This window comes from Streptomyces sp. NPDC048002 (assembly GCF_040653275.1).
Classification (GTDB): Bacteria; Actinomycetota; Actinomycetes; order Streptomycetales; family Streptomycetaceae; genus Streptomyces.
In genome coordinates, this window is record NZ_JBEZNL010000020.1 from 114,053 (window position 1) to 128,166 (window position 14,114).

At 72.3% G+C, this 14,114-nt stretch carries 18 protein-coding genes; all 18 read right to left on the reverse strand.

The annotated features are described in order from the left end of the window. Positions 1–59 precede the first annotated feature (59 nt). Entirely contained in the window at positions 60–866 is an 807-nt protein-coding gene (locus tag AB0E07_RS23970) for a DUF317 domain-containing protein (protein WP_362255649.1), read from the reverse strand. Then, a complete protein-coding gene (locus AB0E07_RS23975; protein WP_362255652.1) occupies positions 863–1,246 on the reverse strand; it encodes a hypothetical protein in 384 nt (127 codons plus the stop codon). The genes AB0E07_RS23970 and AB0E07_RS23975 overlap by 4 nt, the downstream gene beginning before the upstream one ends. A gap of 279 nt (positions 1,247–1,525) precedes the next feature. Then, positions 1,526–2,302 (reverse strand): DUF317 domain-containing protein, encoded by a 777-nt coding sequence (locus tag AB0E07_RS23980; protein WP_362255654.1) that lies wholly within the window; start codon positions 2,300–2,302, stop codon positions 1,526–1,528. A gap of 42 nt (positions 2,303–2,344) precedes the next feature. Then, a complete protein-coding gene (locus tag AB0E07_RS23985; protein ID WP_362255656.1) occupies positions 2,345–2,749 on the reverse strand; it encodes a hypothetical protein in 405 nt (134 codons plus the stop codon). A 15-nt stretch (positions 2,750–2,764) separates the two neighbouring features. After that, a complete protein-coding gene (locus tag AB0E07_RS23990; RefSeq protein WP_362255659.1) occupies positions 2,765–3,418 on the reverse strand; it encodes a hypothetical protein in 654 nt (217 codons plus the stop codon). Beyond that, positions 3,415–4,170: a hypothetical protein gene (locus AB0E07_RS23995; RefSeq protein ID WP_362255662.1), complete on the reverse strand. Its 756-nt coding sequence runs from the start codon at positions 4,168–4,170 to the stop codon at positions 3,415–3,417. Before AB0E07_RS23995 ends, AB0E07_RS23990 begins: the two co-directional genes overlap by 4 nt. 24 nt (positions 4,171–4,194) lie before the next feature. Further along, positions 4,195–4,893, reverse strand: coding sequence for a hypothetical protein (locus AB0E07_RS24000; RefSeq protein WP_362255664.1), 699 nt, complete (start codon positions 4,891–4,893; stop codon positions 4,195–4,197). Positions 4,894–5,115: 222 nt separating this feature from the next. After that, on the reverse strand, positions 5,116–5,571 hold the full coding sequence (locus AB0E07_RS24005) for a hypothetical protein (RefSeq protein ID WP_362255667.1): 456 nt from the start codon (positions 5,569–5,571) through the stop codon (positions 5,116–5,118). Beyond that, on the reverse strand, positions 5,568–6,353 hold the full coding sequence (locus AB0E07_RS24010; protein ID WP_362255670.1) for a hypothetical protein: 786 nt from the start codon (positions 6,351–6,353) through the stop codon (positions 5,568–5,570). The genes AB0E07_RS24005 and AB0E07_RS24010 overlap by 4 nt, the downstream gene beginning before the upstream one ends. Then, complete coding sequence (locus tag AB0E07_RS24015; RefSeq protein ID WP_362255672.1) at positions 6,350–6,787, reverse strand: hypothetical protein; 438 nt, start codon at positions 6,785–6,787, stop codon at positions 6,350–6,352. Before AB0E07_RS24015 ends, AB0E07_RS24010 begins: the two co-directional genes overlap by 4 nt. A gap of 103 nt (positions 6,788–6,890) precedes the next feature. After that, positions 6,891–7,337 (reverse strand): hypothetical protein, encoded by a 447-nt coding sequence (locus AB0E07_RS24020; protein ID WP_362255675.1) that lies wholly within the window; start codon positions 7,335–7,337, stop codon positions 6,891–6,893. Positions 7,338–7,578: 241 nt separating this feature from the next. Next, the gene (locus AB0E07_RS24025; protein ID WP_362255678.1) at positions 7,579–9,378 is read right to left on the reverse strand and encodes a hypothetical protein; all 1,800 of its coding nucleotides are present in this window, start codon (positions 9,376–9,378) and stop codon (positions 7,579–7,581) included. Next, positions 9,375–10,496, reverse strand: coding sequence for an AAA family ATPase (locus tag AB0E07_RS24030; RefSeq protein WP_362255681.1), 1,122 nt, complete (start codon positions 10,494–10,496; stop codon positions 9,375–9,377). Before AB0E07_RS24030 ends, AB0E07_RS24025 begins: the two co-directional genes overlap by 4 nt. Before the next feature lie 243 nt (positions 10,497–10,739). Further along, positions 10,740–10,958, reverse strand: a complete 219-nt coding sequence (locus tag AB0E07_RS24035) for a hypothetical protein (protein WP_362255763.1) — start codon at positions 10,956–10,958, stop codon at positions 10,740–10,742. A 221-nt stretch (positions 10,959–11,179) separates the two neighbouring features. After that, positions 11,180–12,379 (reverse strand): hypothetical protein, encoded by a 1,200-nt coding sequence (locus AB0E07_RS24040; RefSeq protein WP_362255684.1) that lies wholly within the window; start codon positions 12,377–12,379, stop codon positions 11,180–11,182. After that, complete coding sequence (locus tag AB0E07_RS24045) at positions 12,376–12,939, reverse strand: hypothetical protein (RefSeq protein ID WP_362255687.1); 564 nt, start codon at positions 12,937–12,939, stop codon at positions 12,376–12,378. Before AB0E07_RS24045 ends, AB0E07_RS24040 begins: the two co-directional genes overlap by 4 nt. Positions 12,940–12,978: 39 nt before the next feature. Beyond that, entirely contained in the window at positions 12,979–13,395 is a 417-nt protein-coding gene (locus AB0E07_RS24050; RefSeq protein ID WP_362255690.1) for a hypothetical protein, read from the reverse strand. A 95-nt stretch (positions 13,396–13,490) separates the two neighbouring features. After that, positions 13,491–14,096 carry a hypothetical protein gene (locus AB0E07_RS24055; RefSeq protein ID WP_362255693.1) on the reverse strand — a complete coding sequence of 202 codons (606 nt, stop codon included), beginning with the start codon at positions 14,094–14,096 and terminating at the stop codon, positions 13,491–13,493. Positions 14,097–14,114: the final 18 nt, after the last annotated feature.

Genomic DNA, 14,114 nt, shown 5'->3' on the forward strand with positions numbered 1-14,114 from the left:
GTGGACGGTGTCCACGGTCGGGGCGCGCACGGGCCTCCTGCGTGGTCGGCGGGGAAGGGTCAGCGGCGGGTTCGGGCTCTGGTGCCGCTGGCGGGGGTGTGGGGCCGCGGTGCGGTCCGTGGCCGGTTGGAGTTCCAGTTGCGGGCCCAGGTGGTGGCTCGGGCGGCGGTGATCCGGGCCTGCTGCCAGGCGGAGAGCTGGGAGGGCAGCACGGACACGGAGGTGGTGCGGATCTTGGCGGTGTGCGGGACGCGTCCGCGGGGGCGCATCACCGGTTCCGGGCTGGCGAGCGCGGCGGAGAAGGCGGCGACGAGGTGCATCGAGGTGGTGGGGGCGAACTGGGCGTTCCAGCCGCTGCCGTGCGGGTCGCCCGCCCCGGACCACCACAGGGCGTTGCCGTGCGCGTCCTGGCGAAAGTGCAGCCACGCCGAGCCGTCCCGGCTGGTGGCCGTGTAGTGGCGGCCCTCGCTCTGCAGCTGCCAGCGCTGTTCCTTGAGCGGCGCCCACACATTGGGGGCGTGGGCGGAGGGCGGCTGGGTCAGGGCGTCGGTCAGCCCGGCGACGATCTCCACCGGGGTCTGCCGGCCCAGCGTGGCCCACCACTCGGCCTGGTGCCCTCGGGCTGCGCCGCGGATGGCCCAGCCGCCCGGCTGGACGTACGGGTCGTAGGAGATGCGGACCGTGCGGTCCGGGCTCTCCAGCGCCAGCGGGCCGTCCTTCTTGGAGCGATCCCGCCAGCCGGAGGCGCGCAGGTACTCCGAGACGTGCCGGATGTCGCCGCCGCCGGCGAGGGCCCGGGGTTCGATGAGGTAGTGCTGTTCGGGCTGCTCGCCCGGGCCCCAGCCGGCCCACTGCTTCCTCTTCACCGGTGCCGCCGCACGACCAACGGGGCCGGGGCCGGGGGCTTCGCCGCCGCCGGGATGGGCTGCTGGCTGAGGTGGCGCAGGGTCGTGCGGTGTTCGTCGAGGTCGTAGGCGATGTCGTCGAGTTCGTTCGCCGCGCGGCCCAGAGCGAGCCAGACCTCTGCGGGCAGCCGCCCCTGCTCGGCCTGGGTCTTGGCGAACCGGCTGCCGGCGATCACGAGGCTGGTGACGCCGCCGAGGACACCGTTGTCCGGATCGAGAATGCGGGCGATGACGAACGTGGTCTCGGTGGGGGGTAGTTGGGCGAGGTGGTCGGTGAGCCGGCCGAGCTGACGGGTGATCTCGTCGGCCAGCAGCACCGGGTTCACGGTGGGGTGGGTCATGCTCCTCCAGAGCGCGGGGTCGGGCTCAGTGGTGGTGTCGGTGTCCGATGCGGCGGGTCTCGGCGAGCACGGTCTCGGGGCGTGCGCCGGCCAGGGGCACGGTGTGGTCGGAGCGGACGGGGATGCAGGCGCGCAGGTAGCGGCGGAAGAGGAAAACGGCCAGCCGGGGCGGACGCTCGGCGGCGATCGGCGGTGGTGCGGTACGAGGGGTTGTGCGGGGTACGGAAGGCTCCTGGACGACGAAGGTGACGGGGAAAGAGGGCGGCGGTGGCGCGCGGGTCAGCGGTGACGGTTGGCCGGAGTCGGCGAGGCGGGCTTCGGCGGCGCGGCTGTGGCCTTCGGCCCGGTGGCCCGCCTGGTGCGGGCGTCGGCGATCCGTGCTTCGAGCAGCGCCTTTTCGTCGTCCCACCCGTGCGAGGTCTGGGTCAGGCGGGTGTGAGGTCCGCAGCCGTGCAGCGGCATGCCGATGGCCATCCGCGGGAGCGGGTCCTTGCGGGTGAGGCTGCGGGTGAACGCCGTGACGACCGCGGGCGGGGTGTGGGTACTGAAGGTGGCCGTCCACCAGCGGTACCCGTTCACCGCGCACTCGGCGTGCCACGATCTCGGCGCGCCGGGACGGGCGGATTCCTCGGTGACGCGGACCAGTCCGTCTGGTGACTCTACGGTGGAGGCGGGGCCGGTGCTGCCCGCTGTCCAGCCTGCCTCCAGCAGCGGCTCAAGGACCCTGCGGCTGTTGGTGGTTGGCGGCTGGCGCATGGTGTCGACCATGGCGGTGACGTACTCGACGGGCAGGTGCGCGCCGAGGAGTGCTTCCCACTGACGTCCGTCGGGGGCGTTGGCGCGCAGGTTCCAGGTCCAGCCCGTCCGCCGCTGGTGGACGACGTGCAGGCGCCCGTCGGGGCTGGCCAGCGCGGTGTGCTGGTCGATCGTGGACACGTTGTGCCAGCCGTGTCCGCGCAGCAGCAGCTCGGTCAGATGCTCCCGGTCGCCCCCGCCGGCGAGGTGACCGGGCGCGGCCAGGACATAGGGGACGGCAGACGGCGGACGCGGCGGCAACCGGGGTGGACTCCTGTCGGACGGAGAGCGGGCAGGGACGGTTCAGCCACGCGAGCGGCGGGACGGTGGGCGGGGCGCTGTGGGCGAAGCGGCTGCCGCTGTGATCCGCTGCGCGCGGAGGTCTTCCACGGCGCGGCGGTAGACATCCTGATCGAAGAGGTAGGCGGGGATGTGAACGGTGTAACCGGCCGTGAGCAGGGCGGGAACGGCACGGGTGGCCAGTTGCTTCGTCTCGTCCTCGCTGAGGTGGCCGGGTGCCTCGTGCCAGGTGTAGGCAGGTCCCTTGTCTCCGGCGGGCCGGACGGTGTTGCGCTCGAAGCCCAACTCGTCGATCAGCGCGAGGAGTTGTTCGCAAGCACCGGTGGGGGTGTCGGCGTGGACGGTGTCGGTCAGGGGCCTGCGGTAGATCGCGATGTCGGTGCCTTCGTCGTCGGCACGGTTTCCCACGAACAGTTCTCCGGTTCAGCGATGGCGGGACAGGGGTGTGGAGGGGGTCGGAGCCGTACTGGGCGGCGTTGTGGTGGGTGCTGGCCGGTGGCCAGTGCGCGCGGCGTGGTTGCGGGCGAGGAGGATGGTGTCGGCGGTGCGGGCGAGGGCGTGGGCCGTTTCCCCGAGCTGCGCGGCCGGTTCCTGGTCCGTGCCCGCGTCTCTCAGCAGATGGGACCAGCTGATGAAGGTGCCGACGACGGCCTCGCGCAGGAGAGGCAGCAGGCCCGTATCGGGTTCGGTGATCTCGGTCAGGACCGCGGCGGCCTCGGCGCCGCTGCGCGCGTCCAGGGCCCGCCGGGAGAGCTGGGCGAGATAGCGCCGGGCGGCCTCGCGTTCGCCGTCGGGCAGGTCGAAGGCGTTCAGCGCTGGGTCGAGGTGGACGTTGTAGCCGGCGCTGAGGAGGGCGTGCAAGGCGGCCGTGGCCTTGTGCCGGGCTTCTTCCATGGGGAGGCCGTGAGGCAGACGGTGGTACTCGTTCTGGGGACCGGGGGCGTTGAGGAAACCGTTGCGCTGGAGGATGCCGGCCGCCTCCTGGGTGCCGCCGAGGGCGATGACCAGCCCGGTGCGGGAGTCCTTGGTGATGGTGAGGTACTCCCACACCGCGAAGTCGGGCTCGCTCGGCCTCATCGCGTCCTGGCCGCCGAAGCCCGGGGGCCGGCCGGGGCCGGGGCGGCGGGCGGTGTGGCGGCGGGCGCGATCCGGCCCGAGGGATGAGGGATCGCGAGGGCGATGCCATGGGTATTGAGCCGCCGGCCCATCGCACGGACGGCGCGGGCCTGCACCGTGGTGTCGTCGCCGCTGAGACGGTAGATCCCGGTCTGCTGGTCGGGGACGAAGCCATGGGCGGCCAGCACGTCCCGGGCGATCGCGCCGACGGGGGCAGCGGCCAGGCTGCCGTCCGGCTGCCAGGTCAGCATGACCCGGTCGGGCGTCGACGGCTGCACACCGTCGGCGGCGTTGTGGCGGACCTGGGCGAGCGCGGTCTCGTAGCGGGCGAGCAGGTCACCGGCGACCTGCTCGGCCCCCAGGAACGGATCGTCCGTCAACATGATGCCGTTCGGTTCGCGCACCCCGCGGTACGCCTCGTCAGGCAGATCACGCGGGGCGACGGCGGCGATGAGGAAGCCCTCCTGCTCGCCCGGCCGGTCCAGGACGGCGAACTGGGCGCCGTCAGGTCGGGACAGGACGGCCGCCTGCTGCGGCGGCTGCTCGGCCAGGGCAGCGGCGACGAGGTCCAAGTCCCAGATGCGGTCAGCCAGTTCGGCGAGGTCGTCCTTGTGCTCGGACGGGTGGTAGGTGCTGGTCCAGTCGCCGGGGAGTTCACCGGCGAGGACGTCGGCGTACGAGGCGAGGCGCTCAGGGTCTTCGTAGGGGTGCATGAGGTCCTTGAAAGGGAAGGGAGGTCAGCGGCGCAGCCCGGCGGCCACCGCGGGCGGGGGCGGCACTGGCGCGGTACGCGGCGGGGGCGGGCAGGCGCACACGGCGGAGCGTTCGCGTTCCTCGGCCGGAACTTCTCCGGCGCACGCGCTGCGGCGGGGGTGCGGGGCGTGCCGGTCGGCGAGAGCGTTGCGGGTGTGGACGAGGTCGGTACGCAGAACGTGCAGATGCTCGTCGGCCAGGTGGCGCAGCCGGCGCGCGGTGTACGGGTCGGCTGCCGCGCCGAGACCGTCGTGGAAGTCGGCTGCGGCGTACAGCACGTGCTCGATCGCGGCGAGGACGCCGTCGTACGGGGCGGTCAGCTCGGTGAGAACGTCGGCCGCGTCCTCGGTGGCGGTCGCCTCGCGGAGGCGTCCGGCGAGGTGGGCGACCGAGGACCCCAACGTGGGATAGCGGGCCGGACGGCGATCGGTGGCGAACTCCTCGTCGCACTCGACGTGGTAGCCGGCGGCGCGGAGGCGGGCGACGGCCTCGGTGGCGAGCCGGTTCTCGGTGTCCGGGTCCAGGCCGGTGGGGGCGCGGTGGTAGGTCTCGTGGAGGCGGACGACGGGCACGAAGCCCGCGCGCTCCAGGATGCTGTGCGCCTCACTGTCGCCGCCGCGGGCGAGGAGCTCCGCGGAGTGCGGGTCACGGCGGACGGTCAGGAAGCGGTTGGCCGAGGGCAAAGAAGCGTTTCTCCTAGGGTGTGTGGCGGGCGGAGGCCCGGGCTGCGGGCGACGCCGGGGCGGGCGCCGTACGCAGACGGGGTGGCCCGGTGAGCCGGTCGGCCGTGGCGTCGAGGTCCTCCTGGACGTGGTGGAGGCGGGTGGCGATCAGTTCCAGGCGGCGTGCGGTGTCCGAGCCCGCGGCGCCCGACTGGTGCGCGAGGCGGTGGGCGGTGTGCTCGATCAGCCCCCGTACGGTGGCCAGCGGTCCCGACTGCTCGTCGGCCAGCTGCGTGAGCAGGTCCGCGCCTGGACCGCGATCCAGCGACAGCTGTTCGCGTCGCCAGGGATCTCGATCCCGGCGGCCCGGGCGAGACGGTGGGCGATCTCGGCCCACTCCGCACCGCTGAGGTCACGGTCGTCGGGGTGGAGGCGGACATCGAGGTGGGCGATGGCGTGCCGGTCGCCGCGCGGGCTGGCCACGAACGGGTTCTCGAAGAGCGGGTCTTCGAGGTGGTCGGCCCACTGGACGGCGCTCCACATCGCCTGTTCGTCGTCCAGGGTGTAGGAGTCCAGGGCGGGCCAGTAGGTGACGATCGTGTGCTCGGTCAGACCGTCCTCCGGCATCACCGCCCTGCCGAGGGCCTCGCTGAGCGGATCGTGTGCGCTGATGGTGCGTTCGTTGACGCGGGGGATCACGTGGGGGTGCCTCCGGGGACGAGAAGGTGGTGGTGAAGGTCGCGGGCGGTCGCGGTCAGGGACCGCTCGCGCACGAGATCGGCTTGGATGCTGGTGTCGCCCGGCGGCAGCAGGTCCAGGGCGCGGTCGATGGCCGCGAGGGACGCGTCGTAGCGGCCGAGCCGGCGCAGCGCACCCGCCCGCCGGAAGGCGACGATCGGGTCCGTGCCGGCGTCGAAGGGCGGCCGGGTGCTGAGGGCGAGGAGCCGCTGCGCACCCTGGACCAGGTCCAGGTCGAGGCCGAGCCACAGTCCGTGCAGCAGAACGTGCAGGGTCTTGGCGTGATCACCGGCCTCGTCGAGGACCTCGTCCATCACGGCCAGGCCCTCGGGGCGGGACTGGCCCAGCAGCGCGAACGCGTACAGGGCCCGGCTGTAGCAGTCCAGCGGCCCGTGTTCGCTCTCCAGGAGCGGTTCGGTGAGGGACTGGAGGGTGGCGCAGCGGAAGTCGTACCGAAGCCCCGAAAAGTACAGATGCCGGTAGACGCGAGCAGCGACCGGGTCGAGGCCGGCGGCGGTGACCTGGCCGGGATGCAGCAGGCCAAGGATGCTGTTCCCAGAGGCGCGCGCGGCCCATGAGGCATCCGCGCACACCTCGGCCGACTCCTGCCAGTCGGCGTCGAGTTCGCGCAGGTCGCCGGCCAGGCGGGCCGGCCACAGCGGGTCCGCGGTGTTCTCGGTGGCGCGGGCCCGGGCCCGCAGCAGGGCGAGAGCGCGGCCGGGACGCCGAACGGGGAGCGTCACCGGCCGGACCGGGCGTCGGCGATGTGGACGAGCTGGCCGAGGGCGGTGGTGGTGTACCAGCCGCAGTCGACGAGCGCGTCGACTCCGGCGTGCCGGGGCAGGAGGTGGTCCTCCATGGCACGCAGGTAGATCAGGCAGTCCGGGCAACGGCGCGAAAGGTGCACGAGATAGCGGGGGTTGGCGGTGATGTAGGTCTGGGCGCCGCCGGTGGCATCCCGCAGCCGCCATCCGTCCTCGTCGGTCGGGGTGTGCCAGCACGGGGCGACGACGCGCATCGCATCCCCCCAAAGCTCCTTGCCGGCCACGCCCTTGACGACGACGACCTGGTCACCTGCCTCGAAGTGGGCGTGGGTGATGTCCCTCGCGGGGGTGAGCGGGTCGGGCGTCGGCGCGAAGGCCGGCGTCGGCGGAGGCGTTGAGGAGGGCGGGAGCATGCAGATCCTTCCACGCAGTTGCGGGGTGGCGGCGGGAGGATCAATGGTCCGCAGGAACGCCGGTTTGGCCAACCGGCGATCGTCGGCTATGTTCCCCCGCCTCTCACCGGAACGGGTTCTCCGTCCCGCGGTCCTGCTCTCCGGCGGAATCGAGGAGTTCTAGCAGGTCAGGGCCTTCCGCGTCGCGCTGGTCGATCCACCAACCGGCCCGCGTGACCGTACGGGTCTTCTCCTCCAGCTGAGCCCAGTCGGCCTCGTCCCAGGTGCCCTCGACGACCAGTGCGGTGTGCGCGGCGGTCACCAGCTGGTGACGGGAACGCTCGCCCCAGTCCAGGGCCCGCTCGGGTCCTTCGAGCGGCGGCATGTCGAACTGCTCGGCCCACTCGCGGGCGGCCTGCTCCTCGGCGCGCTTGGCGGCGAGCCAGGCTTCCTTGGATTCCGTGTCGGAGTCGCGGGCGGCCTTCCAGCAGTCGGTGCAGTCGCGGCCTTCGAGCCAGCGGGCAAATCCAGCGCGCCGGTCAGCGGCCCGGTCGGACAGGTTGTGTGCCACTTCGTGTCCACAGCTGTGGACAATTTTCCAGGTCGTACGGACAGCCATATTCGGGGTGATCTCCTTGCGGTGGCGGGCAGTTCAGGGGTTAAGGGCGGGTCTGTGCGGTCGAGCAGACAGATGGTGGTGGCCTGCCTCGTCGCGGAGGGTCGTGCATCAGATGCGCGATTCATGCGGCGGACGGAGGCGGTCTGGGGTGCTTGGCGGTGGTCTGGGGGACGCTTCCGCTTTCTGCGTCGTCTCAGCGTGTCCTGCGGATGGCGTTGGTGGCCGCCGTGGCGATGGCGACGGGAGCGCTGGAGGGCCGGGGCAGGTGCAGCAGGGTGGTCCCCGGCAGGTGGTGGGACTTCGGGGTGAGGGTGAGCTGGAGTACGGCGCAGCCGGCGGTCGTGAGCTGCTTGACGCGGGTGACGGCTTGAGCGGTTTCGTCGCTGTAGTACCTGGCGTCGGTGACGATCACGAGGAGGCGGCCGGCGCCGGGGCGGCTGAGTTCGAGGCCGTGGTCGAGTGCGTCGATGGCGTCGCCGAGGTTGTGGCCGCCGCCGTTGGCGTCGAACACCGTCACGCGCTCTGGTGCCCGGTGGGTGGGCCGGATAAGTGCGGTCAGATTCTCGTCGTAGGCGATGGTGGCGGTACGGGAGTCGGGGTCGGTCAGGGCTGCTGCGCGTGCCACGATCCAGGCAGCGGACGCGACGGGCGCGCAGGCGGCACGCATGGAGCCGGAGACGTCGACGGCGATACCCACACGCAGCGGTGGGGTGGGAGAGTTCCGGCGGCGGGTGTGGGTGAACGGCTCCGCGGTGGGGACCGACCCGGCCGCGCGCTGAGCGTCCCGGGCGAGGGCCGCGCGCATGTTGAGGCGGCCGGGCGGGGTGGGGCTGGTGGTCCGCTCCTCGGTCCGCTCGCGGTAGGCGGCGGCACGCAGGGCGCGGCTCAGGCGCGCGGCGGCACTCTGCTCGGCGGCGGTGGGCCTGCGGGTGCCGGTGACCGGGTTGTCGTAGGGCGCAGGTGTGCCGTCGGGGGCGACGGTGGTGCCACGGGCGTTGAAGACCGACTTGGCGGTGGCGGCGGCTTTGCGCCGCTGGCCGGCCCGCTGGGCGCGGTCCTGAGCCTGCGCCGTGGACTTGGCGGCCATGGCGTTAGCCGCTGCGGCCTGCGCCGCGAGGTCGGCGGCGTCGGTGGCTGCCGTGCTGTCCATGACGACCCCCACGGCGCCGGACAGCAGATCGGTGAGGTTCTTAGGCACGGGCAGGGCGGGGGCCGCGGTGTCCAGAGCGTCGCACCATTGTTGACCGTGCGCGAGCATGGTCGTGGCGTCGTGGTCGGCGCACTGGTGGGCTGCGCTCCAGATACGGGTGAGGGTGGCCAACAGGGGCGCGCCCAGCACCTTTTCGCACAGATCGGCGACGGCCCGGGTCTCGCCGGCATCCAGGATCCCGACGTCACGGCGGCCGAGGACCAGGGCCGCCACGGCGGCGGCCTGCTCGATGCCCTGGAGGGTGGGGTGCGCGATGTCGGGCATGACCAGGGCTCGGGCACTGGTGCGCAAGTAGGTGCGGTCCGTGGGCCGCGTGATCAGGTGTGCGCCTTCGACCCGGCTCTCCTCCAGCAGGAGCGCGGCCTCGACGACACGGGGGTCCGCTCCGGCAGACTCCGTCCAGACGGAGTGGGCCGCGTGCGCGGCCTCGTGGACGAACACTCCCCAGGCGGCGGGATACCGCTCCTCGTCGCCCACGATCCGCGGATGGATCTCGTGGGGCTTCAGCGGAGCGAACAGGCCGGCATCGAACTCGACCTCGCCCAGCGTGGGGAAGAACGCGGCCGGTGCGCCGCTGCGCGTGCCGGGGCGGCAGGTGACGAGGAGGTCCTGGCGGCCGGAGAGCGCGACCAGCCGGTCGCCGAGCTCGGCTCCCACACGCAGCCACGCGGCCGGGGAGGAACGGGGCTGCGCGGGCGGGGCGCCGTCGTCGTCCCAGCGCGCAAGGTCGGCGTCATCGTCCCGCGTGATGGCGGAGGACTGCACGTGGTGGTGGGCGTTCATCGCGAGCGGCCCCGGTGTGCGGAGCCGGTGCTGCCCGGGGGCTGCCGGACGGCCGAGGCGGAGAGCTGCTTGCCGAGGGTGAGGGGAGCGACCTCCTTGACGCCGACAGCCTTGATGACGGCGGCGGCGACGGCGTCGCGATCCTCCACAGGAGCGATGCCGACGAGGTTCGCGAGCGCGGCTTTGGTGCCGAGGACGGCCTCGGTCTTCTGGTAGCTGAGCAGTTCCCGCAGTTGGGGGGCCCAGCCCAGCTCGCCGAGTTCGACCTGGCGGGCGAGGTGTCGGGCGACCCGGACCACCCGGCCATCGATCCTCAGCGCCAGGGCGAGGTCATAGTCCGTGCCGACCTGGATCTGCACGCTGAACCGGGACGACAGCGCCTCCGTCAACACCGCCCCGTGGACGCCGGGATTGTGGCCCGCCACCACGTAGAAGCCCGGCTCGGCCTTGATGGCCTCGCCCTTGTGGGCCTTGACCTGGATCTGCCTGCGCCCGTCCATCGCGGGATACAGCGCCGCCAGGACCTTCGGTGAGATCAGGGTGGCATCGTCGATCAGCAGGGCGCGGCCCTCGGTCATCGCGGTGACCAGCGGACCGTACTGGAAGACGTAGGCTCCCGCGTCGTCCTGTGTGTACTCGCCGATCAAGTCGCCGACCGTGGTGTCGCCGTCACCGGCGACGGTGAGCAGGTCCGGGAACGCCGCCTCGACCAGACTCGTCTTGCCGGTGCCCGGAGGGCCGTAGAGCAGCACCGGCACGTCGGCGTCGCGCAAGCGGTTCAACGCCTCGACGTCGGGCAGATCGGCCAGCTCCCGGGGGTGGTAGAGCTGGCCCCCCGTGCGGCGGATCGGGCCGGTCTGTCGGGGCGTGGCTGCTGTGGGAAGGGTCGTGCGGGCCGTGGCTGCTGTGGGAAGGGTCGTGCGGGCCGTGGCGGCCTGGGCGCGGGGAGCGTGGGTGCCCGGTGGGCTGATCACAGCGGTCTGCGCGGCTGCGGCGGTTTTCGCGTTCGCGCGGAACTCCGGTTGTCCACTTCCGCTTTGGTCGGCCTCGCCGCGTCGTACCAGGGTGAGGGCGGCGTTGCGGACGGCGCCGTGGGAGTGGCCCAGCTGCCTGGCCATGTCCCCGATGGTGAGCGTGTCCGCCGGCCGGTCGGCCAGCAAGCGGGCGACTTTCGCCCGTAGTTCGCCGCCCTTGGTGCGCGCTGGACTGGTAGGCGGTCCGGGTGTGGTCAATGAGGGCCCTTCAACAGGTGCGGGTGAGGGTTGGGTTGGCGAGGTGCTGGAGAGGCCGGCCGCTTGCGGAGCGGATCACGGACTGTGCCGACATCGGCGACTGGGTCAACCGGGGCGGACCGGCGGCGCTCACCGGCTGGCCGAGGGCTCGGTCCAGGTGCAGGGGGTGGTCGGAGACGAGCAGCCTGGCTGCCGAGCAGGCCCGTGCATCGGCTCCGTACCGGGTTGTGTCGCTCGGCAGGCGCAGCCTGGCGTCTCTTCGAAGCCGTCCTGGAGCAGGATCCGCCGGGCGGCGGCGTTGTAGCCGGTGGTGGTGATCTCGCCGGTGATGGCGTGCCGGATCGGCATGAACGGCTCTGCTGGTGCTTCGGGCAAGGAGGGTCTCCTATCGGTGGTGGCGGGAAGCGATGGGGTGTTGGGCGAAGGCGAGGCGGGCCCGGAGCTTCCGGCACATCAACGGTGCGTGGCTGGACCACGAACGATGGGCATCGGTCAAACTCCTTAAATGTGCTGACGGGAAGGGGAGTTGGAAGCCGTGTGCTCGGACACGGACCTGCCTGCGGGGTAGGTCACAGGCGTCGCGCGGGGGACGCGGTGCGTGCTGGCGGGGCGGGGGGTGTGGTGTCCAGGGCGGGACGTGACCGGATCCGCGGCGGCTTGGGGGTGCGGTGCGGGGGAAGGACGGCGACGGTGGCTCCGAGGTCCTCGGCCGCGTCGTGGACCTCGCGGGCCAGGAAGGCGAACTGCCGGCCGAGGGTTTCGAGTCGGGCACCGATCTGCCGGCCCTGCACGGTGTTGAGGGCGTGAGAGAACTCGGCGGCCGTGTCGAGGAGTTGTGCCAGCTGGACCATGGGACCGGCGGCGTAGCCCATGTGTGTGGCGCTGAGCAGAGCTTCGGCGACCTCGCTTGAGCCTCGCGCCTCGACGATGTCCTGCAGGAGATCGTGGAGGGGCTGTTCGGGTGCCGTTTCCGGCCGGTTGAACCGGGAGGCGGCGTCCGCGCGCAGGACGCCGGGCGGCACGGGCCTCGGCAACGCCCGTGAGGCGGGGTACTCGTTGTCGAACTGCCCGATCACCTCCCAGCCCGGCGCGTCCGGATCACCGGCGAGAGCGACCACGGTGTCGGTGCCGTCCACGACGAGGTAGGCGAGGGTGATGAGGCGGCCGTCGGCCGCGTACCACGACTCGATCAGGTCCAACTCCCGCCGCTGCTGTGCGGCTTGGGCCATCTCGGTCCACATCTGCCGTTCCTCCGCGGTGAGCCCGGAGCCGGGCTGCTGGTTCAGGCGGGCCGGGTCGGCGAGGTCGGCGGCGAGAGCGCCGTGCTCGGCCCAGAAAACGAGATGGGGCCACATCGCGGCGTGCTGCTCCCGCTCGGCGGACGTCCCTTCAGCGGCGGGGCGCTCCAGCGCGCCGGTGATCTCCGTGTGGGAGGCGGCGAGGGCATCGAGCAGGTCACGCCAGGCGCCGGTGTGCCGGGCCGGGGGCAGCGTGGCGAGGGTGCTGCGGGCCGCGTCCAGCAATGGGTCGGCGTGCGGGACGAGGTGGGCGGCGTAGAGGGCCAGGGCCGTCTGGTTGCGGCGGGCGCGGGCCGTCGCCTCGGCGCGGTGGTCGACGGTGCGGCCGTAGCGGTCGCGGGAGGTATCGAGCGCGGTCTGGATCTCGCGGTCGAGGACGGCGATACGCACCCGGAAGCCGCGTGCCCGGGAAATGAGATCCGCTGTGTCCGGTGCGGGGGTGTCGGGGATGGAGAGTCTCCTGGGTGTCAAGACCGGCGGCGCGGCGGACGGCCGGGCGGGGCGGCAGCCGTCGTGGCGGGGCGTACTGTGCCGGTGCGAGCGGTCGCTCCGGGGGCGGCTGCGTGCAGGTCGGGGGCGAGTTCTACGTGGTAGCGGGCAGCGGTGAGCATCTCGGCTGCCCAGGAGGCGCGGTCGTTCTCCCGGGCGCGGCCCAGGTCGAACGGGAGACGGATCCAGACACCGCGCAGGCTGGGTTCGAAGAGGAAACCGGCTCTGCGCAGCACGTCGCCGGCGAACCCGTCGATACGGCCGGTGACTTCGACCTCGCCGCCCTGACCGCGCACGATACGGAGCGGCTGGGAGTCCGGTGCCACCGTGGCAGCGTTGCCCGCCTCCGCTTCGGCCGGCTCCAGGTCGGCAGGGTCCCCGAAGGTGATCTCGTCGATCTTCACGTCCAGCCTCGCGAGGGAGTCCAGGTCGTGCGTCTCGGCCCCGAGCTGCACGGCGAGTGCTTCCGCTTCTTCACTGGTCGCAGCGGTGACCGTGAAGAGGACGGCCGTGGGGAGAGTGGTGAAGGAGTAGTCAGGCATGCTTCCTGTGAGGTGATCTTGTGGGGCCCGGGCGACCGGCTATCCGAAGTGGCTGAGGGAGCGGCTCAAGGGGCCTTTGCCGGGGCTCCTGGGCAGGTGCACGGCGGGCGTGTGCCGGGCCGGGGCCGGTTGAACGGATGGCGCGGAGGTGGCGCGAGCCGGGCCGATCTGAGGGGACGGGCGGGCGGCTGCCTGGGCGAGACGGCTGCGCCGCTCGTGCATCCCACGCTCCCGGAGTGGCTGGGGCGGAGCCGGGGGATCAAGGGCGGCGTCGGCGTGGACGCGGTAGCCGAGACGGCGCAGGTCGTGGACGGCCTGGCGGGCACGGCGCTGTCCGTCGTGCTCGGGCGTGGTGAGCCGGTACAGACCCGAGGCGCCGGGGATCGGCTCGAACTGCTCGCGGGTGAGCAGCCAGTCGGCCAGGTGGCCGGGGATCTGGGAGCCGACCTCAGCCACGTAGCCGTGCTCGGGACGGACGGCGAAGCGGAAATGGTCGGACAGGAAAGGGAACCCTTCTTATGGTCAGTGGTGCGCGGACGGGGAGGGAGGCGTCAGCGGCTGCGGGCGGGCCGGGGCCTGGCGCGGTTCGCCACGGCCGTGACGGCGTTGGCCGGCGGCGTGGGGGGTGTGGGTGCGGTGATCGGAGGCAGCGCGCTGGTGTGCCAGAGGGCGGGGTCGTCGTTGAAGACGCTGCGCGGATCGGTGTTCCAGTCCACGAGGGGACCGATGTCTTCGTGGAGGAGGCTGATCACTTCGATTCCGTACGAATGCAGGATGTAGCCCCACTCCATGTCCAGTGCGTCGGCGGTCGCTTCCATGACCGTCATCCGCGCGGGAGGAGAACCGTCAAGGGTGATCACGTCAAGGGTGCGGCTGGGCCGGTGCTCGCCGCCGGCCAGCGTCTGGATGACCGAGTGCGGGGCGCCGCCAAGGAGATCGGTACCGAGTGACTCCCAGCCGGTGGCGACATCATCGATGAGGTGGCGCTTGAGGGCATGGAGATCGCGGGCGAAACGCCATCGGAAGGCCGCCAGCAGCAGCGGCAGATGGTGGCTGGGCACACCGTCGAACTGCACGTGGATACCGGTGTACCCGAAACCGGAGCCGAAGCTGACGGGGCGGGCGATGAAGGAGCGGGTAGCCAGAGGAACTCCCAAGGGATTGCATGTGACGGC